Source organism: Streptomyces sp. 142MFCol3.1 (assembly GCF_000424945.1).
Lineage (GTDB): Bacteria > Actinomycetota > Actinomycetes > Streptomycetales > Streptomycetaceae > Streptomyces > Streptomyces siamensis.
Map to the genome: position 1 here is coordinate 1 of NZ_AUKV01000046.1, position 22,622 is coordinate 22,622.

The window sequence follows — 22,622 nt, forward strand, 5'->3', positions numbered from 1 at the left end:
CCGACTGCGGCACGGAAGCAGGCATCGGCGCGAGCTGCGGCGCAGGCGCGGGGGCCGGCTCGGGCGCGCGGACCGAATGCGGCGCCGGCCCGGGCTGCGGCTCCGGGGTGAGCACCGGCCGCGGCGCGGGGGCGGGCTCCGGGGCCGGCTGGGGGTCCGGTTCCGGTACCGCGCGCAGGACGTATGTCGCCTTGTCCCGGTGGGGAACCGGTGTCGCACCCTCCCCGGACACCGGCGCGGACACCGGCGCGGGTGCCTGAGGCTGGGCCTGGGACACCGGCGCGGGTGCCTGAACCTGGGGCGCCGGCGTCGGCCTGGTCCGCCGCGGCTCCGGCTCGGCGGCCGTCACCGGCGCCCCCGGGCCCACCCGCACGGGCTCCCCGGCGTACTGGCTGGACCCGTCCACGTGCACCTGGAGCGGCACGACGTACCCGATGCGCTCGTCGTCGACGGTGGCGAGGACCGGATGGCCGGTGGCGAGGACGAGCCGGTGCAGGTAGGTGAGGACGGCGTCCTGGACGTTCTCGCCGGGCGCGGCGACCACCGGCATCCCGCCGACCGTGGCGCCGGCGCCCGTACGGTCCGCGGTCACCGGCACGTGCACCTCGATCGGCGTCATCCCGGTGGCCGGGTGCCCTCCGGGGGCGACACCGCCCGAGCGCTGCCGCTTGAGTTCCCGCTTCTGTTCGCGGCTGAGTCGAGACATCGGTTCCCTCACTCGGGGTGTTCGGTCGAGGCGGCGGAGGACGGAGTCGAGGAGGACGCGGAGGACGATTCCGGGGACGGGGGGGCCGCGGCCTCCACCGCGTTCACCTCGTCGACGTGCCACGGCTGACCCTGCCCCGCCCGTGTGAGCTTGAGGAAGACGTTCGCGCGCGGCCCGGTGCCCGTCCAGCCGTCGCGGCCGTGCGCCGTGCCGTCGACGTAGAGGGCGCGGTAGGCGAGGACGGCCGTGTCCCTGGGGCCGTCGCCGTCGTCGTCGGGGGTCACCTCCACCGTGGTCCAGGCCTTGTGCCCGGCCCAGGTGTTCCAGGCGTCGCCCGCACCGCTGGCCGGCCGGTAGGACCGCTCGGCGGCGGCCTTCTTCGCCGTGAACCAGCGCGCCGAGCGCAGCACGGCGTCGTGCGGACCGGAGTCGTACTTCGTGTCATAGCCGTACGCCACCTCCGCCCACGCCTCCGATACGTCCGTCGCGTCCGTCCCGTCGACGCCCGACGGGCGCGGCACCCGCGCGTCCGCGCCCAGCGGCCTGCCGGACGGGAGGGGTGCCTTCGGCGCCACCGAGGGCACCGCGGAGGGCGACGCACCCGGCACACCCACCACATCACGATGGTCCTGCAGGCCACAGCCCGTCAACGCCAGCAGGCCCGTCACGGACACGACCGCTACGGCGATCGTCCTCGTACGCGTGCTCATCGTCGCCTCCCTCCTTCTCACTTCAGCCCCAGCCAGGGTGCCGGGTCCACGTATTTGTTGTTCTGCTGGACCTCGAAGTGCGCGTGGGGTCCCGTCGAGTAGCCGGTGGAGCCCACCGCGCCGACCTGCTGACCGACCTTCACCTTCTGACCGACACGGACGCTGAGGGCGGACATGTGGTTGTAGGTGGTCGATATCTGGTCGCCGTCGATGGTTCCGTGGGAGATCACGACACGGTTTCCGTACCCGTTGGACCATCCGGCGAAGGTGACCGTCCCGTCCCGGGCCGCCTTGAACGGCGTACCGGCCGCGGCGCCGAAGTCGATGCCCGTGTGCAGCTTTCTGACGTGCAGGATCGGGTGCATGCGCATGCCGTACGGAGAGGTGATGGGCGGCTTGCCGGGGAGCGGCATCGCCATCTGCTGCCCGTCGGGAATCTTGCCCGGCGCGTCGTCCACCGACTCGTACTTGGAGATGAGCGACTTGATCTTGGCGACGTAGTTCTGGGTCTCGGTGTACGGGGGCATGCCGCCGTACTGGTGGACCGCGCCCGGTCCCGCGTTGTACGCGGCGAGCGCGAGGTCGAGGGTCTCGCCGCGGGCCTCGCCACGGTTCTTGTAGCCCTCGACCTGCTTGGCGAGCGCGCAGTCGTAGCGGCCCTGGGCCATGATCGCGTCGCCCGGGTCGTACGGGGACACACGGCCGTTGCCGTCGTCGTCCCGTCCCCAGGTCTGCCAGGTCCCGGGCATGAACTGCGACAACCCCTCGGCGCCCACGGGCGACTGGGCATTGGGGTTCCAGCCCGACTCCGCCTCGATCTGCGCGGCGATGACGGCGGGCTTGATGACGTCGCACAACGCGCCCGCCTTGAGGACCCATGGCACGTACTGCTGCGGAACGGCGCCGTCCTTCAACCCGCCGCCCCCGCCCGCCCCGCCGCCGTCCTCACTCGATGCCCCGCTCACTCCGACCATCATGACCACCGGCATGATCACCGCGGCTATGCAACCGCCGACCACCCAGGTCATGGTGCTTCCGCCCCCGTTGGACATCGGCTCCCCTCAGCCTCAAGTTCCGGTCGTGTACATGCTGTTGAGTCTCTCGGCTCCCACCCGTTGCCTGCGTCACCGCGACGTCACAGGCTCGTCCCAGGAACTCACACCCCGTTACCTAACCTGTTCGGGCGACGTGAAGATCGGTGGGGACGACGACGGAGGAGAGTGGCGATGAAGGGGGGCGCGATGCAGGGGAACCAACGGCACGGGCCGGAGGGGCCGGAGATCTGGATCCGCGGTCCGGTCGGCGAACCGGAGCCGCGACAGCGCGAGGAGGGGTCCGCGCCCGCTCAAGCCGTCGTCAATCCACGGCAGTTCGCCTGGGTCGCCACGCACGGCGGGGCCGGCGCCTCCACGCTCGCCACCGTCTTCGGCGGTCACGACGCGGGCCGCAGCTGGCCGCGGCCGGACCAGGGCGAGCCGGGCTCGGTGCTGCTCGTCGGGCGCACGCACGCCGCCGGCCTGGAGGCCGTCTCGCACACGCTCGACATCTTCCGGCGCGGCGACGCGCCGCCGGGGCTCGACCTCGACGCCATCGTCCTGGTCGCGGACGCACCCGGCCGGCTGCCCCGCCAACTCGCCCAGCGCATCAAGGTGATCAGCTCCGTCATCGACGTCTACCGGGTGCCGTGGGTGCCCGACTGGCGCACCGGCGACCTCACCGGACCGCTGCCGCGCGAGATCACATCACTGGCCCGACTGACCGGGAGGACCACCCCATGAGCACCCTGCACACCCTGACCGGCACGCTGGCCGCGGGCCCGCCCGCCGGTGTCACCAAAGAGCTCGACTTCGTCCTCAACCTCATCGCCTGGCTGGTCACCGCGGCCGGTGTGGCGGGGCTGCTGATCGTGGGCAGCCGCATGGCGCTGGCCGTGAAGACCGGTGACGGGGACGAGCACATGAGCCAGTTCCTGATGGTGATGGGCGCCTGCGTCATCGGCGCCACGGCGGGCCCGATCGTCGGCTTCGTCATCTGAGCCGGCTCCCCCGCCGGCGCGCTCCTCCGTCATGGGGGCACAGCTTCCCTCGTTCGTTTCCGCCTGAGGCACCCTCACTTCCCCGTGAGGGTGCCTCAGTTCGTCGCGCCCGGCCGTCGTCCCACCTGCTACTTGATGACGAACTCTTCCCGTGTGTCACGGACACGTCACCGACAGGTGCTGGATCACTACATCGCTTGGCCTGACCCCACGGCAGTCGCCAAGCTCACTGTGCAACCGGGAACCCGGGCGCCACACCGCCCTCGTCCCTCCTGCGCGACCGCTCAAGCACCGCTCAAGCACCGCTCACAGCAAGCACGTTGTCGGCGAGGCAGCCGACCACATCGGGGAGAAGCCATGTTCAAGGCGATAGCAGCCAAGGCACACGAGTACATCTACCTGGCGGACGGAAAGGTGCCCGACCCCAACCGCAACGCGCCGGGCGCGCTGACCGGCAAGGTCGACACCGTCCTCGGCATCCTCGCCTGGGCCGGCACCGCGGCGGGCGTCGCGGGTGTGCTCATCACCGGCGCGATGATGGCGATCTCCATGCGCCGCGGCGAGGGCTCGGAGCACATGGGCCGCCTGGGCATGGTCCTCGGCGGCTGTGTCCTCGTCGCCACCGCGGGTCCTGTCGTCACCTTCGTCTTCGCCTGACCGCCGGGCGACCGGACGAACCGATTCGACGACCCGATCCGAAGGGAGCGCAAACCATGCTGAACTCCGGCCGGTCCCAAGGGGGCAGCGGGGAGTGGGAGCAGCCGTTCTGGCAGCAGCGAGGCTGGATCCTGTCGGCCGGGTTCCTGCTGGTGCTGCTCGTCCTCGCCGTCTTCACGATGCTGGACGGCGGCGGCGGACGGTCGCCGCAGGCGTCGGGCGACCCGGACCCGAATCCGACCTCGTCCTCCGGCTCGCACTCGGGCGGGGGCAAGGAGGGTACGGACGCCCGGCCCGCCGGCTGCCGTACCGACGACAGCGACCAGGCGAAGCCGACGAGCGTGCCGAAGGACTTCACCTGGAAGGCCGACGGCACCGGCCTGGTGCCGGTCTCGAAGACGGTGGGGCCGCTCAAGTACGACGGACCGGTCTGGTCCTGCTTCGCGCACACGCCGATGGGCGCCGTGCTGGCCGCCCACTCCATCACCGACCACCTCAGCTACCAGGGCTGGCGCGAGGTCGTGGACCGTCAGGTCGTCGCCGGCCCCGGCCGCGACGCGCTGATCCGCAGCCGCACCGCCGAGGGAGACAAGCCCAGCTCGGGTTCGCAGGACGCGGGCGGCTACGCCGGGTTCACCGTCCTGTCCTACGACAAGCAGAAGACGACGGTGATGGTCGTGGTCCGCGTCCCCGGCAAGGACGCCTACGGCACCGCGTCGGTGACCATGCGCTGGGACGACGGCGACTGGAAGCTCGCGCCGGACGCCGACGGCACGGTCTATTCCGGTATGTCGCAGGTCAGCGGCACCAAGGGCTTCGTCACGTGGGGGGCGTGAGATGAGTTGCAGCTGGAAGATCGTCGACTGTGTGATCGACGAGGTCGGTTCGGAGTTCACCGAGGGCGCCGTCACCGTCTTCGCCAAGGCCATCGGTGACGCCGCGGCCGAGGTGCTCAAGGCGCTCAACGGCGTCTGGATGCACGTCGACGTGGACGACCCCTCCCAGCCCATCGGGCTGATCGACGCGGAGATCGACTGGATCGTCGCGTACGTGGCCGTGGCGTCGCTGCTGGTGGCCGCGATCAGAATGGCCCTGGAACGCAAGGGCCAGCCCATGAAGCAGGCCTTCATGGGCATGTGGAAGGTCATCCTGGTCGGCGCGGTCGCCGTGCCGGTGGTGCAGGCGCTGACCAAGGCGTCGGACCTGTACGCCCAGCACGTGTACGCCAAGTCCGACCTCGGCGACCGCGCGTCGACGATGCTCGGCGTCATCACGCTCAACCAGCCGGGACTGGTGCTCATCTTCGGTCTGCTGGTGATGCTGTCGAGCTTCGTGCAGATCTGTCTGATGTACATCCGCATCGGTGTCCTGATCATGCTCGTCGGCACACTGCCGCTGGCCGCCGCCTCCTCGATGACCGGGTGGGGCGAGGGCTGGTGGAAGAAGCACGTCGGCTGGCTCGGGGCCTGGCTGCTCTACAAGCCGGCCGCGGCGCTGATCATCTATTCGGCCACGTCGATGACGCAGGACACCAAGAACCTCGACCAGACCATCGCCGGCATGGGCATGCTGATCATGGCGGTCTTCGCCCTGCCGGCCCTGCTCAAGCTGATCGTCCCCGCGACGGCGGCCCTCGGCGGCACCTCCGGCGGCACGGTCGCGCTCAACGCGGCCAACAACGTGGCCACCGGGGCCGTCAGCATCGCCGCGGGCGGTGCCGGAGGCGGCGGTGGAGGCGGTGGAGGCGGCGGCGGCGCGGCCGGTCCGAAGGGCTCGCCGTCCTCGGGTGCCGGATCCTCCGCCGGCGGGGCCGGGGGCGCGGGAGGCGCCGCCGCAGGAGGCGGTGCCGCCGCGGCGGGAGCCGCCACGGGTGGCGCGGCCCTCGCGGTGCAGGCCGCCGCGGTCGCCGTGCAGACCGGTGTCGCAGCCGCCACGGAAGTCGCCAACTCCCTTGACGACAACGACGGCATGAAGGGCCACAACCAGTAGGCAGCAGGCCCCGGGAGCGGGGCGAACCGCCCGGTGAGGCGGCGCCCCGCTCCCCCGTCCCCGTACACCCGAAGCACTTTGAGTCGAGCCGGAAGAAGGAACCCCATGTCCACCGACGCCATGACGCGTCCCACGTACGGGAACTGGCGCAGGCCCCGCCGTCCCGGACTCGGTCCGCTGGGTCTGCTCGGCACCGTCGTCGCCTTCGGCGGACTGCTGGTGGCACTGCTGGCGTCACTGGTGTCCCTGCTGGCAGCGGTGGTCGTGCTGGTGCCGGTCGCGCTGTTCCTCGCCCCGCTGGCGCTGCGCACCGTCGACGGCCGCAACGTCTACCAGGTCCTCGCGATCCGCATCGGCTGGATGAAGCGCAAGGCGAACGGCTCGCACACCTACGTCTCCGGGCCGCTGTCCAAGCGCCCCGGCGGCCGCTACCAGCCGCCGGGCCTGCTCGCCCGTACCAAGATGTACGAGGGCCGCGACGCCTACAACCGCTCCTTCGGCGTGCTGCACCACCCGGGCCGCGGCCTGTACACCGTGGTGCTGGCCTGTGAACCGGACGGCGGTTCGCTGGTCGACCCCGAGCAGGTCGACATCTGGGTGGCATCCTGGGGCGACTGGCTGTCGCGGCTGTCGCACGAGCCGGGTCTGCGCGGCGCGCAGGTCGTCGTGGAGACCGCCCCGGACACCGGGACGCGGCTGGCGGCCGAGGTGCTGCCGCGCATCTCGCCGAACGCTCCGGCGGCGGCCCGCGCCGTGATGGAGGAGGTCGTCGAGCGCTACCCGTCGGCGTCCTCCGAGATGCACACGTACATCGCGCTCACCTACGGCCCCACCGGCGGCCCCAAGCGTGAGGTCGAGGACATCATCACCGATCTGTCGATGCGGCTGCCGGGTCTGCTGTCCGGGCTGGTCGCGGCCGGCGGCGGCAGCGCGTACCCGCTGGCGGCGGAGCGGCTCGCCGAGATCGTACGGGTCGCGTTCGACCCGGCCGTCGCCCCCGACGTGCTCAGTGCCCGCGCCGAACACTCCACCACCGGGCTGGAGTGGAGCGACGCGGGCCCGGCGGCGGCCGTCGAGACCGTCACCGCGTACAGGCACGACTCCGGTGTCTCGCGCACCTGGATGCTGACGCTCGCGCCGCGCGGCACGGTCAGGTCGAGCGTGCTGCGCGGCCTCCTCGAACCCGCGCCGGGCACCCGGCGCAAGCGGGTCTCCCTCATCTACCGGCCCATCGACCCGGCGACCTCCGCCCGCATCGTGGAGTCCGACCGGCGCTCCGCCCACTTCATGGCGGGCTCACGGCGCGGTCTCGTGCAGGCGCGGGCCAGCTCCGAGATGCAGGCCGCCGAGCAGACCGCCGCCGAGGAGGCGGCGGGCGCGGGGCTCGTGGAGTTCTCGCTGATGGTGACCGTCACCGTCGACGACGAGGAGCAGTTGCAGGACGCGGCCATCACCGTCCGCAACCTGCAGGCCTCGTCCCGCATCCTGATGCGCCCCGCGGACCGTATGCAGGCCTCCGCGTTCACCTGCACGCTGCCGGTCGGCCTGCTGCCGTGGGAGCACACCCTCGTTCCGTACCAGATCCGGGAGGCGCTGTGAGCAAGCAGTCGACGCCGAGGCCGCAGGTGGCGCCGCCGCGCGGCTGGTACGGCCCCGCCGGGGGCCAGGTCGGGCACGTCGATCCGCCCGCGCTGTGGCGGGCGACCACCGTGCAGGCGTGCGGGCTGTGGCCGTTCGCGGCGGGCTCCGGCGCGCCCATGACGGGCGTCCCGCTGGGCCAGCACCTGCACACCGGGGCGACGGTGTGCGGCGACCCCATCTCCTGGTTCACACGGGCCCGTTACATCTCCAACCCGTCCCTGTTCATGCTCGGCATGCCGGGTCTGGGCAAGTCGACCCTGGTCAACCGGATGCTCATCGGGATGTCGGCGACGGGCATCACCCCGCTGGTGCTCGGCGACCTGAAGCCCGACTACGCCGACACGGTCAGGGCGCTGGGCGGCCAGGTCATCTCGATCGGCCGCGGCGTCGGCGGCATCAACGTCCTCGACCCGGGTGCGATGGGCGAGGCGGCGGTGCGCATCGGCGGCGAGCGCGGCCGGGTGCTGGCCGCCGAGGCCCACGGCCGGGTGCTGAACATGGTCGCGGCGCTCATCACGATCGTGCGCGGCCGTCCGATGGACGACCACGAGCAGTCGGTGCTCTCCGCCTGTCTGCACCACCTGGCGGAGCGTTCGAAGCCGGGGCGGGCCCCGCTGCTGCCCGATCTGCTGAAGGTGCTCGACGAGGGCCCCGACCGGGTCCGCGCGGTGACGCTGGACCGGGGCAACGTGGCCCGGTACCAGGAGGCCGTGGACCCGCTGCACCGCTCGCTGCTGGGCGTGCTGGACGGCCCCCTCGGCGACACCTTCGCGGCCGAGACGTCGACCCGGATCGACCCGGCGTCCCCCGCCGTGTGCGTGGACATCTCCCGCATCGGTGAGGCGGACACCCAGCTGACCGCGGCCGCGATGCTCGCCGCCTGGTCGGACGGGCTCGGCACGGTGGCCGCCGCGCATGCGCTCGCGGACGCCGGACTGGCCCCGCAGCGCTGGTTCTTCACCGTCCTGGACGAGCTGTGGCGCCCGCTGCGGGCCGCCTCCGGCATCGTCGAGCGGATCGACGCGCTGACCCGGCTCAACCGGTCGCTCGGCCTCGGCGACGCGAAGATCACGCACACGCTGAAGGACGCCGAGGCGCTGGGCAGCGAGGCGGACCGCGCCAAGGCACGGGGCTTCGTGGAGCGGGCCGGCATGGTCGTCTGCGCGGGCCTCCCCCGTACCGAGATGAAGGAACTCGGCGAGATCGTGGGGATGTCCGAGCGGGAGATCGAACTCGTGTCGTCCTGGTCGTCCCCGCCGGGCTGGGCGAGCACGGGCGGGAACGAGGAGCCGCCCGGCCGCGGCCGGTTCCTGATCAAGGTGGGCGGTCGTCCCGGCATCCCGATCAAGGTGTCCATCACGGACACCGAGCGGGCCCTGCACAACACCAACACGCGCTGGTCTCAGGCAGGTCCGAACCTGTCCAAGGGCGCGTAGGGCGAGCCGCGGGGGCGGCAGGACACCAGAACGGGGAGCAGCAGTGAGCAGCACACGCAAGAGTCAGCACAGCGGGGAGGACCTCCTCCCCTGGATCGTGCCGGGCGCGGCCTTCCTCGTCGGCACGCTCTTCTTCGGGGCCTGGCTGGGCGGCACGGCCGGAGCCGCGGTGAGCGGGGCCGGCTGGGACCCGCCGCCCTTCGGCCTGGCCACGATGTCCACGCTGGTCAAGGACGGCCCGGCCGCGGTGTGGCCGACGGCCTCGGCCGGCGCGCTCGCCGCGGGCATGGCGACGGTGTTCGGCGCGGTCGTCGCCGTCGTGGTCGTCCTCGTCCTGCTGGTGCGGGGCCGGACGGCCGGGCCCAGCGGGCTCGCGGGCCGCAAGGAACTGGCCGGCCTCCTGCCCAAGGGCGCCGAGCGGCGGGCCCGTGAGCTCCGCCCGGCGCTGGCGAAGCAGGGAAAGATCACCGCGGACGACACGGGGAACCTGCTGGGCAACCTGGAGCCCGGTGGCCCCGAACTCCGCTCCAGCTACGAGGACGTGGAGCTGGACCTGATGGCCCCGCGTGCGGGCAAGTCCACGGGCATCGCGGTGCCGCGTGTGCTGCGGGCCCGCGGCAGCGTGCTGCTGACGTCGAACAAGGCGGACGTCTACAGCGTGACGCGCGCCGAGCGCGAACGCGTCGGCCGGGTGTGGACGTTCGACCCGCAGGGCATCGCGCACTCGCCGCGCACCCTGTGGTGGGACATGCTCGCCGACGCGTCGACGATCGAGGGCGCCCGCCGCCTGGCCGGGCACTTCGTGGGCGCGGTCAACGACGACGCGACCCGCCGCGACTTCTGGATCTCGGCGGCCCAGAACACCCTCACCGCCCTCTTCCACGCCGCCCAGCGCGGCGGCCGGCAGATCGGCGAGGTGCTGGCCTGGCTGGCGGACCCGGCCGACCGCACGCCCGTCGACCTGCTGCGGGACGCCGGCATGGCGGCCCTCGCGGACCAGCTCCAGGGCACCATGCAGGGCGCCGTGGAGACCCGGGACGGCATCTACGAGACGGCCCGGCAGTGCGTGGCGTGCCTGCTCGACCCGGCGATCGCCGCATGGGTGACGCCGGACACGGACCTGCCGCAGTTCCTGCCGGACCGGCACGTGCTGTCGAACGACACGCTCTACCTGCTGTCCAAGGACGGCGGCGGTTCGGCGGCCGGCGTCATCGCCGCCGCGGCGGACTCGGTGCTGCGTGCGGGGGTCGTGGCGGCGGAACGCATGGGCGGGCGGCTGGAGCCGCCGATGACGGCGGTGCTCGACGAGGCCGCCAACGTCTGCCGGATCTCCGATCTGCCCGACCTGTACTCGCACTTCGGTTCGCGCGGCATCAACATCGTGACCCTGCTGCAGAGTTACCGGCAGGGTGCGCGGGTGTGGGGCGAGGCCGGCATGGACGCGCTCTGGTCGGCCGCCACCATCAAGCTCCTCGGCGCCGGTCTGGACGACGCCGACTTCGTGGAGAAGGTCTCCCGGCTCGTCGGCGAGCACGACGTGTCGACGGTCAGCTGGTCCAAGGGCAAGGAAGGACGGTCCCGTTCGACGTCGTACCGGCTGGAGCGCATCCTGCCCGCCGACCGCATCCGGGCCCTGCCCAAGGGCACCGCGCTGCTCCTGGCCACCGGCGTCAAGCCGGCACTGGTCAGACTGCGGCCCTGGTACGCCGAACCCGGCGCCGACCGCATCGCGACCGCGGCGCAGGCCGAGGTCAAAGCCATCACCGCCCGTGCCGCCGAAGGGATCACGACCCGATGACGACCGCCGAAGCGCAGTCCGCCCCGCCGTTCATCCTGTACCTCGACGGCCAGGAGTACGCCGACGAGATGACCGGGCTCTCCGTCTGGGTCTCGGACCTGCTGCTGCCCGTGTACGGCCGCGAGGTCACCTCGCAGCAGCCCTGGTGCCCGCGCTGGTGGGAGCACCTGGAGGCGGTGGCCCGGCTGCACGGTCTGTGGCTGGCCTGGCAGGAGCACACCGACCCGGCCGCGGGCGCGTCCGGGCCGGCGGTGTGGCACCGTGACCATCTCGGGCCCGTGCTCGCCGAACTCCGGTCGCCCGCCGGTCCGTTCGCGGGCTGCAAGGAAGGCGGCCACCGCGCGAAGACCGCACCGTTCGCCGAGCCGTACGACAAGCATCCGGGCCTGTGACCCGGCCCCGGCGGCCAGGTCGCGGGAGCGGCCGCGTCCCTACACTGAACCGGCGGCCGGAGGATCACCGCCGGGGTCCGGGCCGCGAAGGGCCGCGGACCGCCCGGACGCGACGCGGACCGGACCGGACGGAACCTGCGGCACACACCCGCCGGCCGCCCGCCGATGCCGGGGCGCCCCGCCGCGCGGACCCGGTCGGCCGCCCGGCCACCACCGGCCGGCGGGGACTGCCGTCACGCACGGGCCGTCCCCGCCGTTCGAACCTCGTCGAGGAGAAGCACACATGAACCACCCGCACACCCCGTACTTCGAGGACGTCGTCGACTGGCGGCACCACCGGGCGGGACACGCGCACACCCTGGTGCGCGCCGTCCGCTCCGGCGACGGACGCCGGGCGGTGGCCGTCGTGTCGGAGCTGGCGAGCAACCCCGACGACCGCGGCATCACCGACGACTTCGGCTCGGTCGCCGACGCGGCGCTGCCGGTGCTGCGCCGGGCTTTCGGACCGCAGCTCGAACAGGTCGACTGGATCGCCCACTTCGGGTCCTTCTCCTACCACGACCCGACGGGCCCCGAGACCTTCACCCGGGTCACCGTGACCCCCGGGCCTGCGGGGCACCGCGACGATCTGTCCGGCGACGAGCCGCTGGCGGCGAGCCGGGTGGAGGAACTGCTGGGCCGCGGGCTCGACCCCGTCGCCCAGGTGCTCGCGCGGATCGAGCGGACGGGATGAGGCGCCGATGACCGAGCATGTGTCGGGCCGGGACGTCCTGCGTCAGGCCAAAGAGCTCTACCAGCCCTACCGTGACGCCGTGGAACCCACCGGACAACGGGTGGCGATCATCCGCTTCGAGCCGGCCGCCGACGATCCGCAGGACTGGCGGGTGCGTCTGGAGGCCTCCAAGGTCTCCGCCGAGCAGAAGGTGAAAAGCTTCGAGCACCTCGGCTTCAAGGCGGACCACATCGTGATGCCGCCGGGCACCACGCGTGCGCAGTTCGCCGAGACCCTCGACCGCGCCAACCAGGATCCCGCGACCCGCGCGATCATCGTCCAGTTCCCGCCGCCCGCCCATCTGCGTCCGCTCGTCGAGCGGATGGACCCGGCCAAGGACATCGACGCCCTGCTCAAGGGCCGCTCCCAGTACGCGGCGTGCGCGACGGCGGAAGGCATCTGCCGTGTGGTGCAGCCCTTCGCGCAGGACGATCCGACGATCGCGGTGGTGGGCAGCAAGGGCTTCGTCGGACAGGGCGTGGTGCACACGCTGCGGGAGCAGGGCCACCGGCTGATGGAGCTCGACGCCGGGGACGACCTGCGGCGGGTGCGCGACGCCGACATCGTCGTCTCGGTGACCGGCAACCCCGGGATCCTGGGACCCGACCATCTGCGGCCGCACCACCGGCTCGTCGTCGACTCCGGTTTCGTGCCGCAGCCGGACGGCAGTGTGCGCGGCGACGTCCAGCGGGCCGCGTACGGCATCCCGCAGCACCTCACGCCCGTGCCCGGGGGCATCGGGCCCGTCGAGATGGCCACCTTGATGGAGCGGGTGGTGCGCAGGGAGGTCGATCCGGCCGCCCCGTCCTGGAAGGTCGAGCCGCGCCCGTACCTCACCAAGGAGCAGATGGCGCAGGGCGCGTCGGCGGCACCCGCCGCCTCGGTGGCGGCGGCCGCCGCACGCGGGTCCTCCGCCGGGCAGGGAAGCGTCGTCGGTCAGGCCACCTCCGCGGTTCAAGGAGCTCCGGAGAGCCGGACGACTTCGGCGAACCAGACGGGGTCCGCGAGCCGGACGGGCCAGACGAACCAGGCGGGATCCGCGAACCAGACGGGCCCGACGAACCAGGCGGGCCCGGCTGCTCAGGGGCCGCCCACGGCTCCGGGCAACCCCGTCGCCCAGGCCGCGAAGCTGCGCGGCGCCGGTGGGGCCGGGAGCGGGGGCGGTACGAACACGACGGGCGGACCCTCCGCCGGCGGCGGCCCGTCGGCACCGGTCCGGCCGCAGCTCCCTCAGCAGCCGAGGCCGCCGGCCCCGGGTCCCGGCCGCTGAACCACGCCGTGCGAGGCGCGGGGCACCGCCCGGGACGAGACCGTACGAGACTTGTCCCGGCCCTGCCCCGCGCACGCGCGGCTCACCGTCCCGCACCGCCCCCGAACGCACCTCACGCATCCCGCGCGTGCCCCGCACGCATCCTGCCCGCCGTACCGAAGGAGCCTCGGCCGACGCCATGAGACCCGAAGCGGAAGTGGACCCGGCCGCCCCGGCGCGGGCTCCGGAACCGGACGCCCTGCGGTGGCTGTCGGCCGAGGACACCGCCGCGGCCGTCCGCGCGCGCACCATGAGCGCGGTCGACGCGGTCGACGCCGCGCTGAGGCGGATCGCACGGCTGGACCCCGGCCTCTCGGCGTTCGCGGAGGTCTGGGCCGAGGACGCCCTCGGGCGGGCTGCCGAGGTGGACGCGCGGGTCGCCGGCGGCGAATGGCTGCCGCTCGCGGGCGTTCCGATCGGCGTCAAGGGCCGGCACGGACTGGGCGCGGCAGGCGCCCTGGTCGCGGCCGGCTGTGTGCCCGTAGGCGCCACGTCGGTGCCCGGCCCGGGCACGCCCTGGCAGACGTGGGGCCTCGGGGCGCACGGCCGGACCGTCAACCCGTGGCGGGCCGACCGGACGCCGGGCGGTTCCTCGGCCGGCTCCGCGGCGGCGGTGGCGGCGGGGCTGGTACCGCTGGCGACCGGCAGCGACGGTGCGGGCTCCGTGCGGATTCCCGCGGCGTGGTGCGGTGTCCTCGGCCTGAAGACCACGACCGGCCGGATCCCGTCGGCCGACCGCACCGGGCTGACCGCGGCCGGGGTCCTCACGCGCGGCGCCTCGGACGCCGCCGCGTACTGGCGGGTCGTGGCCGCAGGCCCGGACGGGAACCCCGCCGGGCCGCCGCCCCCCTCCGCGCACCAGCGCCCTTTCGCACAGCACCCCTCTTCGCCACCGCCCGACGCCTCCGTACCGCCGGTCCCCGCCGTCTGGTCCGCCGACCTCGGGTTCGCAGACACCGATCCCGGCATCGCCGCCCGCGCGTTCGCGGAGGTGCGGCGGCTCGCCGCGGCCGGGATCGTCCGCCTGGTGGAGCGCGAGGTGACCTTGACGGACCCCGGGCCCGCCTGGCTGGCCCTGCGGACGCCGGGCGGCGACGACTCCCGGGCGCGGACCGTGCGGGCGGCCAACGACCGCCGTCTCGCGGAGCTGTTCGGCGAGGTCCCGCTGCTGCTGACACCGGCCACACCGAACCCGCCGCACGGCCACGAAGGCCCCGGCGACCGCTACTCGACCGCTCTCACCTGGGCGTTCAACCTGAGCGGACATCCCTCGGCGAGTGTCCCCGCAGGCCTCGGCCCCGACGGCTGCCCGGTCGGACTCCAGCTGGTCGCCGCGCACGACCGCGAACCGCTGTTGCTGGACGTCGCGCTACGGGCCGAGCGGCACCGGGCCGCCCTCGTTCCCGTCTTCGACGGCGAACGGGACGTGGCGGCACCGACCGCCGCGGCCACCGCGTCGATCACGAGCAGCACCCCGGCCGGCCCCGAGACCAGAAGCAGACGAGGAAGACCCCACCGATGAACGAGACTCCCGCACACGGCACCCCCGACGACGCGACCCCGGGGGCCGGTCCGGCCCTCTCCCTGCGCGCCTATCTCGGCCTCTACTCCGCCGGGTTCGTCGGGCGCGAGGAGATGATCGCGACCGTCGCCGCCTGGCCCTTCGAGCCCGAGGAGGGGCTCGACGAAGGGCATCCCGAACCCACCCACCAGGACAACACCCTGTCCGTGGTCTCCGCCGCGCGGCTGCTCGGGCAACTGACCCGCGAGGACGTCGTGGAGATCCAGCGCCGCATCGACCTCCGCGCCGACGGCGGGGCGGGCGACGGGGCCGAACGGCGGCCATGACCGCGCACGACGGGCCGGAGGCGGGGCTCGCACCTGAATACCGCGCGCTGTACCGGGTGTTGCAGACCCGGATGTCGGCCGGCGGCGATCTGGCGCCCGGGGACGGCGACACGTACAGCCGGTTCCGGCACGGCGCGCTGTGGACGCCGGACCGCGAGCGCCTGCACGAGGCCGTCCTGGAGGACTTCAAGGCCCGCTGCACCGGACTGCCGCGCGACGGCCACGCGGCGCTGCTCACCGCCGGGGCGCCCGGCGCGGGCAAGGGCGGCGCGCTGCGCGGCCTCGCCGAGTGGCAGGGACGTGACGACGAGCTGGGCCGGGCGCTGGCCCGGGTGCACGGCATCGACGTACGCGACTACGTGGTGCTGGACCCGGACGAGTTCAAGGTGGCGCTGTCCGAGCACGGCGGCACCCCTCGTCTTCCGGGCCGCGCACGCGAGTTGCCGGACGGTCGCCTGCTGTCCCCGTCGGAGACGGCATCGCTCACGCACCGCGAGTCGGCGTTCCTCCAGGGCGTCTTCGAGCAGTGGGCGCGCGCCGAGGGCCACAACCTTCTCTACGACGCGACGCTGCGCGACCAGCGGTGGAACGAGAAGCTCCTCGGCGACCTGCGCGCCGGCGGCTACGACAGGCGGGTCCTGCTGTCCGTGGAGGTGCCGGTCGAGCAGTGCCTCGCCCAGAACGCGAGCCGCTGGCAGCGCGGCCGCGCCGACTTCGACGCGGGCCGTGACCGGTACGGAGGACGTATGGCACCCGAGGACATGATCAAGGAACTCTATGCGCAGAGCACCTCGGGGCGCGGCTTCTCCGTCGGCCGCGAGAACGCCGAGAAGCTGGTGGCGTCCGGGCTGGCGACCGGCTTGATCACCTCGGAACGGGGGGATTTCCCGGGCGGGCCCGGCACGCGGGCGGACCGCACGGCACGGGCGGTACTCGGGGCAGGTGCCGCCACCGCCTTCCGGGAGGGCGACGCCGTCCTGCGTGTCGCCGCCGCGGGCCGGCTGCGCTCGGGCTCCGGTACGGCCACGGGCGGGCCGCCGGCGGCGCCCGCCGGCCCTGCGGTCACGGCCAGGACGCCTGCGCCCCGGCCCCCGCGGACGCCATGAACGGCTATGCGCCCGCAGGCGGGCTGAACCGGTCGACGCCCGCGAGGATGCGCTGCTTGCGCGCCTGGTTGTCCAGCAGCCGGGCCCGGCTGAAGCGGGTCGCGTCCTTGCGGTACAGCTCACGGCCGAGGTCGGAGGTGAAGCGCTCCGCGGGGACCTCGTCGGTGCCGTCCGGAAGGAACTTGAGGACCTCGTCGAGCGCCGCGAGTGCGTACGCGAAGCTCGCGCGGTGATCGCGCTGTTCGGCGGGCGGCACGTTCAGCAGCCGCAGCCCCGAGTCGGTGCCGACCTGGTCCGAGACCCACAGGAACTCGCCGGGGTCGATGATCCGGGACGGCTCCGCGCCACCGAACGCCGGTGGCGCGGGCGGCAGTTCGTCGGACATGACGAACGCGAACGAGCGGGTGCGGCCGCACTGCGGGCACACGCCCTCGTACACGGCGACCAACGCGCCGTCACGCTCTTCGAGACGGTGCTCGCGCTCGAAGTCCCTCGCTCCGCACGCGCAGGCGTGCAGGTCCATGTAGAGGTGCGCTTCTTGAGTCGAACGAGCGATCAGCATGCCAAAATCCTACGTGCCACGAGGCGGCCGAGGGGGAAGTGCCAGTGGAGCAGGAACCGTACGACAGCAGGGCGGGGAGCGCGCGGCCGGGGACGGACGGCGCGGCGCCGGACAGGGGGCCCGTTCCCGGGGAGACCACCGTCATCACGGCGACCGACGTGGCGGGAAGCCGTTTCACCGGCGGCACCGGCACGGCCCCGGAACCGGGCCGGCAGGCAGCCGTCGTCGCGCAGGCCCGGGCCGTGCTCCCGATGGTCGTACAGAGCCTGTACGCCGAGCAGTTGCGCTCCGTGGAACTGCGCGGTGACGACACCGGTGACTCCCACTTCGTGCTCACCGACCACCGGGGCATGGAGCTCACGCTGCGCGTGGACGCGGTGCCGCTGCCGACCGGCACGGTCGCCCGCATGCATGTCAACACCACTTCGGACCACCACTTCGTGCAGCTCTCCGACCGGATGGACCCGCAGCAGGTGGGCCGGGCACTGAGCCACGAGCTCGGCGAGATGCTCGCGGTGCGCGAGCGGGCGGCGCGGGCGGCGGCCGGCGACCCCTCGGTGGCCGGGCTGGCACCGCCTCGGGAAGTGCTGCTGACGCGCGGCCGGCTCACCGCCGCCGAGGAGGGTTTCCGGCTGACCGAGGAGGACCTCGGCCGGGTCGGTGAGCTGAACCACCTCGCCGCCCGGATGACGGACGCGACACTGGACACCGCTCAACGCGCCGAAGCGCGCGAGGAGTTGTCCGCCCTCATCGATCACACCGGGCTCCGCCCGCAGGCCCCCTCCGGATCCGAGCAGTTCGACCGTGAGCTCCAGGCCGCGGACCTGCGCCTGAACTCGATCGAACCCCATCTGACGCCCCAGGCCTGGCAGGCGATGTCCCATCTCGCCGTGCCCGCCGAGCAGTTGTCCGGCCAGGACGCGGCGGACCTCCAGGCGTTCCGGGCCCGCGCCGCGTACACGCTGCCGCTCGGCAACGGGCCGCCGATGCCGGGCATGCGCCCCGACGGCACCCCCGTCCCCCGCGAGGAACTCGCCGCGGCGGCGGCCGAGGCGGCCGACCGGCGCACCCGGGCCAGCGCCGCCACCTTGGACCAGTTGCGCGCCGAGGCCGCGGCGAGCGGTGAGTGGCCCACCCGGCAGGTGATGATCGGCGGCGGCGCGAGCCTCGTCGGCCGTGATCCGGACGCCCTGCTCGTCGACGCGCGGGGCCGCTGGCACCTGGACCCGGGCCAGGGCATCGTGCAGTCCGCCGACCAGGTCCGGGACATGCGGGCGACCGGGCTGGGCGACGCCCACCAGTTCGTCGACCCGACCGGGCGGGTGCCCCGGGACGCCGTGCGCCTGTGGGAGGACGAGCTGGCCGTGCGCGGGCCGGTCGTCGACGGGACCGCGCGGCTGCTGCCCGCGCAGGACGGCCGCCTGTACGCGCACATCCGGCCGGGTGACGGATCCCCGGACGTCTATGTGCAGGTGGAGGGCGTGCCGACGGTCGCCACCGGTCTGCCGCCCGAGATGGTGCCGGGCGTCGACCGTCGTGACGTGGTGAACCTGCCCGAGGCGATCGGCGCCGTACGCGGACAGCTGCCCGCCGGCTCCCCGGTCCACGAACGTCTCGCCGGGGCGCCCGACGCACGGCAGACGCTCCAGGTCCTGCGCGAGGAAGGGGTGCTGGACACCCTGCGGGCCGACGCCGGGGCCCGGTCCGCGCTCCAGACGCTGGACGCCACCGCGCGGTGGGAGCAGGCCAGGGCGGCGGCCCCCGGACGGGTCTTCCTCGGCGACGAGATCGCGGAGAACCGCTTCGACGTGAGCGCCACGGACGCGCCGAGGACGTGGCTGGTCGCGGGCGCGGGCGGCACGGGCGTGGCCGACGCGGAGATCATCCTGGAGGCCGACCCGCAGGCCCGCGTCACCATCTACGGGCCGAACCTGCCGCCCGCGCTGGAGAACCAGGTCCAGTTCACCGCCATGCGCGAGCGTTTCGTCGCCGAGTACGGCGGCGACGGCCGGCTCACCATCGACATCCACCCCGGCAACCGGGTCGGCGCCGTGCAGATGCACACCGGGCCCGACGGGAAGCCCCGGTTCCGGGAGGGGCACGTGGAGGCGGAGGCGTACGTCGCCAGCCTCGGGCGCACCGCACCGGTCCCGCAGGCGCTCCGGGACATGGGCGAGCAGACCCGCGCGGCGGGCGGGAAGGTGCGCGGCGACCTGATGTTCGACCACGACCGGCAGTACCTCGGCTACGGCATGACCTTCGAGTCCGGCGGGCAGCAGCGCCGCGTCGAGGTGACCGGAGCCGCCTCCCAGGCGCTGCCCCGTGACGTCTTCCCGCGCGAGACCCAGGCCGAGCTGGGCGCCATGGCCGCCCGGCAGGTCCCGTCCCAGAGCGGCAACGCGGCCCCCGGTTTCGCGCCGACGGCCCAGCAGTCCGTGCGCCTGGCGCAGGCACGGGAGCAGGGGACGGTGGAACGCCACACGGCGGTGCCGGAGAGCTGGCTGCGGCCGGCCGTGGCAGCGGGGACGCCGCCCGCCTCCGGCCCTTCGGCCGGCCCCTCCTCGACCGCGCCCGCGGGCGCCCCGTCCGCCAACCCCGTCGCGGGCGCCCCGTCCGCCAACCCCGTCGCGGGCGCCCCGTCCGCCAACCCCGTCGCGGGCGCCGCACGGCGCCAGTCCGGCCGGGGTTCGGCCGCTCCGGTCGGTCCGGTGCCGGGCTCGGCACCCGGGCCGGCGTCGCCCGGGCAGCCACCGCGCGTCCAGCGCCCTCCGCAGCCGGGAGGGGGAGGCGGCGCGCCGGGCCGGTGACGCGTGGGGAGGCGGCGCCTTCCGGACCGGCTCCCTTCGAGGCCGGCGCCCTACGAGTCGGTGGCGCCCTACGGGGCGGTGACACGCTCCGGGAGCGTGACGCGCGGCGGCAGTGACATCTCCGGGACGGTGCCGTGCGGGTCCTGGGCCCGGGCCCCCTGGACGAATATATGCGCATGCATATATTGTCCACGCATAGAGTTGCTTGCTATCGCTCCATCGCGCGTAACCCAGGGGGACCCATGACCCGCCGTTTCCTGTTCCTGCTCGGCAGCAGCCGTAGCGACGGCAACACCGAACTGCTCGCGCGCAGGGCCGCCGAGCAGCTGCCCGGCGACGTCAAGCAGCGCTGGCTGAGCCTCGCCGAGCATCCGCTGCCCGACTTCACGGACCTGCGGCGCGACAGCGACCACCTGCTCCCGCCCGCCGGAAGCAACGTCGCACTGCTGCTCGACGCCACTCTCGCGGCCACCGACATCGTGATCGCCTCGCCGCTGTACTGGTACTCGGTGTCCGGCCTCACCAAGCGCTACCTGGACTACTGGTCGGGCTGGCTGCGCACCCCCGGCGTCGACTTCAAGGCGGCGATGGCGGGGCGCACCCTCTGGGGCGTCACCGCGCTGGCCCACGAGGAGCAGGAGGTCGCCGCCCCCCTGGCCGACACCCTCAACCACTCCGCCGCGTACATGAGGATGCGCTTCGGAGGGGTCCTGCTCGGCAACGGCAGCCGACGCGGCGACGTGCTGGAGGACGCCGAGGCGCTGGCGCGCGCGAAGACGTTCTTCGCGCAGGAGCCGCCGCTCGCCCGCTTCCCCTACGAGTCGGCCACCGTCTGACCGCCGCCGCGCGCCCCGGAGCCCGTGCGTCCGCCCCCCGGCACGGCGATGTCCTTGCGGACGGTGGCGTCCGTCGGGACTGCGGCGTCGGTCTAGACGGTGATGTCCTTCGCCGCGAACCGCGCCCACGCCGCCGACCCGAACACGGCGGCGTACAGGCCCTGAAGGCCCAGGTTGCGGACCAGATCGTCCCAGTACACCGGTTCCCGCATGAGGTCCGCGAAGGACAGCCAGTAGTGCGAGAAGAAGTACGGCTGCAGCGCGTGCAGCTGGGGGATCTGGTCGAGGATCTGGACGGTGATGAGGAGGCCGACGGTCGTCGCCATGGCCGCGATGCCGCTGTTCGTCAGTGTGGAGACGAACAGACCGAGCGCCGCGACCCCGACCAGGGAGGCGGCGACGACCAGGGCGATGAACAGCGCCCGGCCGAGGCCTTCCGCGAAACTGATCCGGGTCCCGGAGATCGTCGTCAGGTCTCCCAGCGGGAACAGCAGCGCGCCCACCGTGAGCGCGGAGACCGCCACGACGAGCGTGGCGACCAGACAGAACGTCATCGTGGTCGCGTACTTGGTGAGCAGCAGCCGGGTGCGGCCCGCCGGGGCGACCAGGAGATAGCGCAGCGTCCCCGCGTTCGCCTCGCCCGCGATCGCGTCACCCGCGATGACGCCGATCGCCATCGGCAGGAAGAACGGGAGCGTCGCGGCCAGCGCGGTGAACACCAGGAACAGCCCGTTGTTGGTGACCTGCGAGATGAACGCGGGGCCTTCACCGCCGCCGCCCGCCGCCGAGCCGTCACTCGTCTCGATCCTGACGGCCACCCCGACCAGGATCGGCACGGCCGCGAGCACGCCCAGCAGGGCGATCGTCCGCCATCGCCGGAAGGTGGTGACCAGCTCGCTGCGGAACAGCCCGAACGTCCACAGCAGACCGGGGGACCGCGCGGCCCCGGCCGGGGCCACCACGGCCCCGCCCGAGTCCGGCCGCGTGTCCGGCCCCGGCACCGCCTCAGCCCGCGACATCGAACCCCTCCCCCGTCAGCGCCACGAACGCGTCCTCCAGGGAGGCCCGTTCCACCACGAAACCGCGGACCCGTACGCCCGCCGTCACCAACGCGGCATTGAGCTCGGCGAGTTCACGGTCCGGAGGCTCGGCCGTCACCCCCGTCTCGGTCAACACGACATCCGCCACGCCCTGTTCCTTCAGCACGCGCGCTGCGTCACCCGGATCCGGGGTGGTCACCACCAGCCGGCCCCGCGCACCGGCGGCGAGGTCGGCCACCGCGCCCTGGACGACCAGCCGCCCCTGCGCCATCACGGCGGCATGCGTGCACACCTGCTCGATCTCGTCGAGCAGGTGCGAGGACAGGAAGACGGTCGAGCCGTCGGAGGCCAGCTCACGCACGAGGGCCCGGATCTCCCGCATGCCCTGCGGATCCAGGCCGTTGGTCGGCTCGTCCAGGACGAGCAGGCGGCGCGGCTGGAGCAGCGCCGCGGCGAGCCCGAGCCGCTGTTTCATGCCCAGCGAGTACGCCTTGGCCTTCTTGCCCGCCGCCGCGGTGAGGCCGACCCGGTCGAGGGCGTCCGCGACGCGGGTGCGCCGGGTGCGCGGGTCCGCCGTCGGGTCGGCGGCGTCGTACCGCATCAGGTTGTCGCGCCCCGAGAGGAAGCCGTACAGCGCGGGGCCCTCGATGAGGGCCCCGACCTGTGGGAGCACGGTGCGCGTGGCACGGGGCATGGGCCGCCCCAGGACACGCGCCGTGCCCGAGGTCGGCTCGATCAGGCCCATCAGCATGCGGATGGTGGTGGTCTTGCCGGAACCGTTGGGCCCGAGGAAGCCGAAGACGCTGCCCGCCGGGACGGTCAGGTCCAGGCCGTCGACGGCGAGCTGTCCGCCGCGGTAGCGCTTGGTGAGGGCGCGGGTGGCGATCACCGCGTCCTCGGCGGGTACGGCGCCCGCGCCACCCGTGTCGTCCGTCTGGTCGGACTCGGCGGCGGACAGCTCCTCCATGGGCTCCCTCG

21 protein-coding genes and 1 pseudogene are annotated in these 22,622 nt (G+C 73.6%); 16 read left to right on the plus strand and 6 right to left on the minus strand.

Features of this window, described 5'->3' with window-relative positions:
- The 3 genes and pseudogenes from H305_RS0139465 to H305_RS0139475 all read right to left on the minus strand — a co-directional run.
- Nucleotides 1-706 (minus strand): annotated as a pseudogene (locus H305_RS0139465) (hypothetical protein); the annotation flags it as partial.
- An 8-nt stretch (nt 707-714) separates the two neighbouring features.
- A complete protein-coding gene (locus H305_RS48375; protein ID WP_051371480.1) occupies nt 715-1,416 on the minus strand; it encodes a hypothetical protein in 702 nt (233 codons plus the stop codon).
- A gap of 17 nt (nt 1,417-1,433) precedes the next feature.
- Nucleotides 1,434-2,444: a peptidoglycan DD-metalloendopeptidase family protein gene (locus tag H305_RS0139475; RefSeq protein WP_234021392.1), complete on the minus strand. Its 1,011-nt coding sequence runs from the start codon at nt 2,442-2,444 to the stop codon at nt 1,434-1,436.
- 213 nt (nt 2,445-2,657) lie between these two features.
- Between H305_RS0139475 and H305_RS0139480 the strand changes: the two genes are divergently transcribed.
- The 14 genes from H305_RS0139480 (at nt 2,658) to H305_RS0139545 (ending at nt 16,399) form a co-directional block, all read left to right on the plus strand.
- A complete protein-coding gene (locus H305_RS0139480) occupies nt 2,658-3,194 on the plus strand; it encodes a DUF6668 family protein (RefSeq protein ID WP_028805323.1) in 537 nt (178 codons plus the stop codon).
- Nucleotides 3,191-3,451 (plus strand): hypothetical protein, encoded by a 261-nt coding sequence (locus H305_RS0139485; protein ID WP_028805324.1) that lies wholly within the window; start codon nt 3,191-3,193, stop codon nt 3,449-3,451. Before H305_RS0139480 ends, H305_RS0139485 begins: the two co-directional genes overlap by 4 nt.
- Before the next feature lie 357 nt (nt 3,452-3,808).
- On the plus strand, nt 3,809-4,108 hold the full coding sequence (locus H305_RS0139490) for a hypothetical protein (RefSeq protein WP_028805325.1): 300 nt from the start codon (nt 3,809-3,811) through the stop codon (nt 4,106-4,108).
- A gap of 56 nt (nt 4,109-4,164) precedes the next feature.
- Complete coding sequence (locus H305_RS0139495; protein WP_028805326.1) at nt 4,165-4,944, plus strand: hypothetical protein; 780 nt, start codon at nt 4,165-4,167, stop codon at nt 4,942-4,944.
- 1 nt (nt 4,945) lies between these two features.
- Nucleotides 4,946-6,097 carry a hypothetical protein gene (locus H305_RS0139500; RefSeq protein WP_028805327.1) on the plus strand — a complete coding sequence of 384 codons (1,152 nt, stop codon included), beginning with the start codon at nt 4,946-4,948 and terminating at the stop codon, nt 6,095-6,097.
- 105 nt (nt 6,098-6,202) lie between these two features.
- Nucleotides 6,203-7,696, plus strand: a complete 1,494-nt coding sequence (locus H305_RS0139505; RefSeq protein WP_028805328.1) for an SCO6880 family protein — start codon at nt 6,203-6,205, stop codon at nt 7,694-7,696.
- Nucleotides 7,693-9,174 (plus strand): ATP/GTP-binding protein, encoded by a 1,482-nt coding sequence (locus H305_RS0139510; RefSeq protein WP_199791521.1) that lies wholly within the window; start codon nt 7,693-7,695, stop codon nt 9,172-9,174. The genes H305_RS0139505 and H305_RS0139510 overlap by 4 nt, the downstream gene beginning before the upstream one ends.
- 43 nt (nt 9,175-9,217) lie before the next feature.
- Complete coding sequence (locus H305_RS0139515) at nt 9,218-10,972, plus strand: type IV secretory system conjugative DNA transfer family protein (RefSeq protein WP_028805330.1); 1,755 nt, start codon at nt 9,218-9,220, stop codon at nt 10,970-10,972.
- Nucleotides 10,969-11,364: a DUF4913 domain-containing protein gene (locus H305_RS0139520; RefSeq protein WP_028805331.1), complete on the plus strand. Its 396-nt coding sequence runs from the start codon at nt 10,969-10,971 to the stop codon at nt 11,362-11,364. The genes H305_RS0139515 and H305_RS0139520 overlap by 4 nt, the downstream gene beginning before the upstream one ends.
- Nucleotides 11,365-11,647: 283 nt before the next feature.
- Nucleotides 11,648-12,097: a hypothetical protein gene (locus tag H305_RS0139525; protein ID WP_028805332.1), complete on the plus strand. Its 450-nt coding sequence runs from the start codon at nt 11,648-11,650 to the stop codon at nt 12,095-12,097.
- 7 nt (nt 12,098-12,104) lie between these two features.
- Nucleotides 12,105-13,406: a tetrahydrofolate dehydrogenase/cyclohydrolase catalytic domain-containing protein gene (locus tag H305_RS49630; RefSeq protein ID WP_051371483.1), complete on the plus strand. Its 1,302-nt coding sequence runs from the start codon at nt 12,105-12,107 to the stop codon at nt 13,404-13,406.
- 289 nt (nt 13,407-13,695) lie between these two features.
- Nucleotides 13,696-14,967: an amidase gene (locus tag H305_RS48385; protein WP_324608136.1), complete on the plus strand. Its 1,272-nt coding sequence runs from the start codon at nt 13,696-13,698 to the stop codon at nt 14,965-14,967.
- Nucleotides 14,964-15,293 (plus strand): hypothetical protein, encoded by a 330-nt coding sequence (locus H305_RS0139540; protein ID WP_028805333.1) that lies wholly within the window; start codon nt 14,964-14,966, stop codon nt 15,291-15,293. The genes H305_RS48385 and H305_RS0139540 overlap by 4 nt, the downstream gene beginning before the upstream one ends.
- The gene (locus tag H305_RS0139545) at nt 15,290-16,399 is read left to right on the plus strand and encodes a zeta toxin family protein (protein WP_028805334.1); all 1,110 of its coding nucleotides are present in this window, start codon (nt 15,290-15,292) and stop codon (nt 16,397-16,399) included. The genes H305_RS0139540 and H305_RS0139545 overlap by 4 nt, the downstream gene beginning before the upstream one ends.
- 4 nt (nt 16,400-16,403) lie before the next feature.
- On the opposite strand, the gene H305_RS0139550 is transcribed toward H305_RS0139545, so the two are convergent.
- Nucleotides 16,404-16,961, minus strand: a complete 558-nt coding sequence (locus tag H305_RS0139550; RefSeq protein WP_028805335.1) for a hypothetical protein — start codon at nt 16,959-16,961, stop codon at nt 16,404-16,406.
- Between the two features lie 44 nt (nt 16,962-17,005).
- On the opposite strand from H305_RS0139550, the gene H305_RS0139555 reads away from it, so the two are divergent.
- Together H305_RS0139555 and H305_RS0139565 are read left to right on the plus strand one after the other, a co-directional pair.
- Nucleotides 17,006-19,768: a hypothetical protein gene (locus tag H305_RS0139555; RefSeq protein ID WP_028805336.1), complete on the plus strand. Its 2,763-nt coding sequence runs from the start codon at nt 17,006-17,008 to the stop codon at nt 19,766-19,768.
- A gap of 242 nt (nt 19,769-20,010) precedes the next feature.
- Entirely contained in the window at nt 20,011-20,604 is a 594-nt protein-coding gene (locus H305_RS0139565; protein ID WP_028805337.1) for a flavodoxin family protein, read from the plus strand.
- A 92-nt stretch (nt 20,605-20,696) separates the two neighbouring features.
- Here H305_RS0139565 and H305_RS0139570 read toward each other — a convergent pair whose 3' ends face one another.
- Nucleotides 20,697-21,623 (minus strand): ABC transporter permease, encoded by a 927-nt coding sequence (locus tag H305_RS0139570; protein ID WP_028805338.1) that lies wholly within the window; start codon nt 21,621-21,623, stop codon nt 20,697-20,699.
- Nucleotides 21,610-22,611, minus strand: a complete 1,002-nt coding sequence (locus H305_RS0139575; RefSeq protein ID WP_028805339.1) for an ABC transporter ATP-binding protein — start codon at nt 22,609-22,611, stop codon at nt 21,610-21,612. Before H305_RS0139575 ends, H305_RS0139570 begins: the two co-directional genes overlap by 14 nt.
- Between the last annotated feature and the right edge of the window lie 11 nt (nt 22,612-22,622).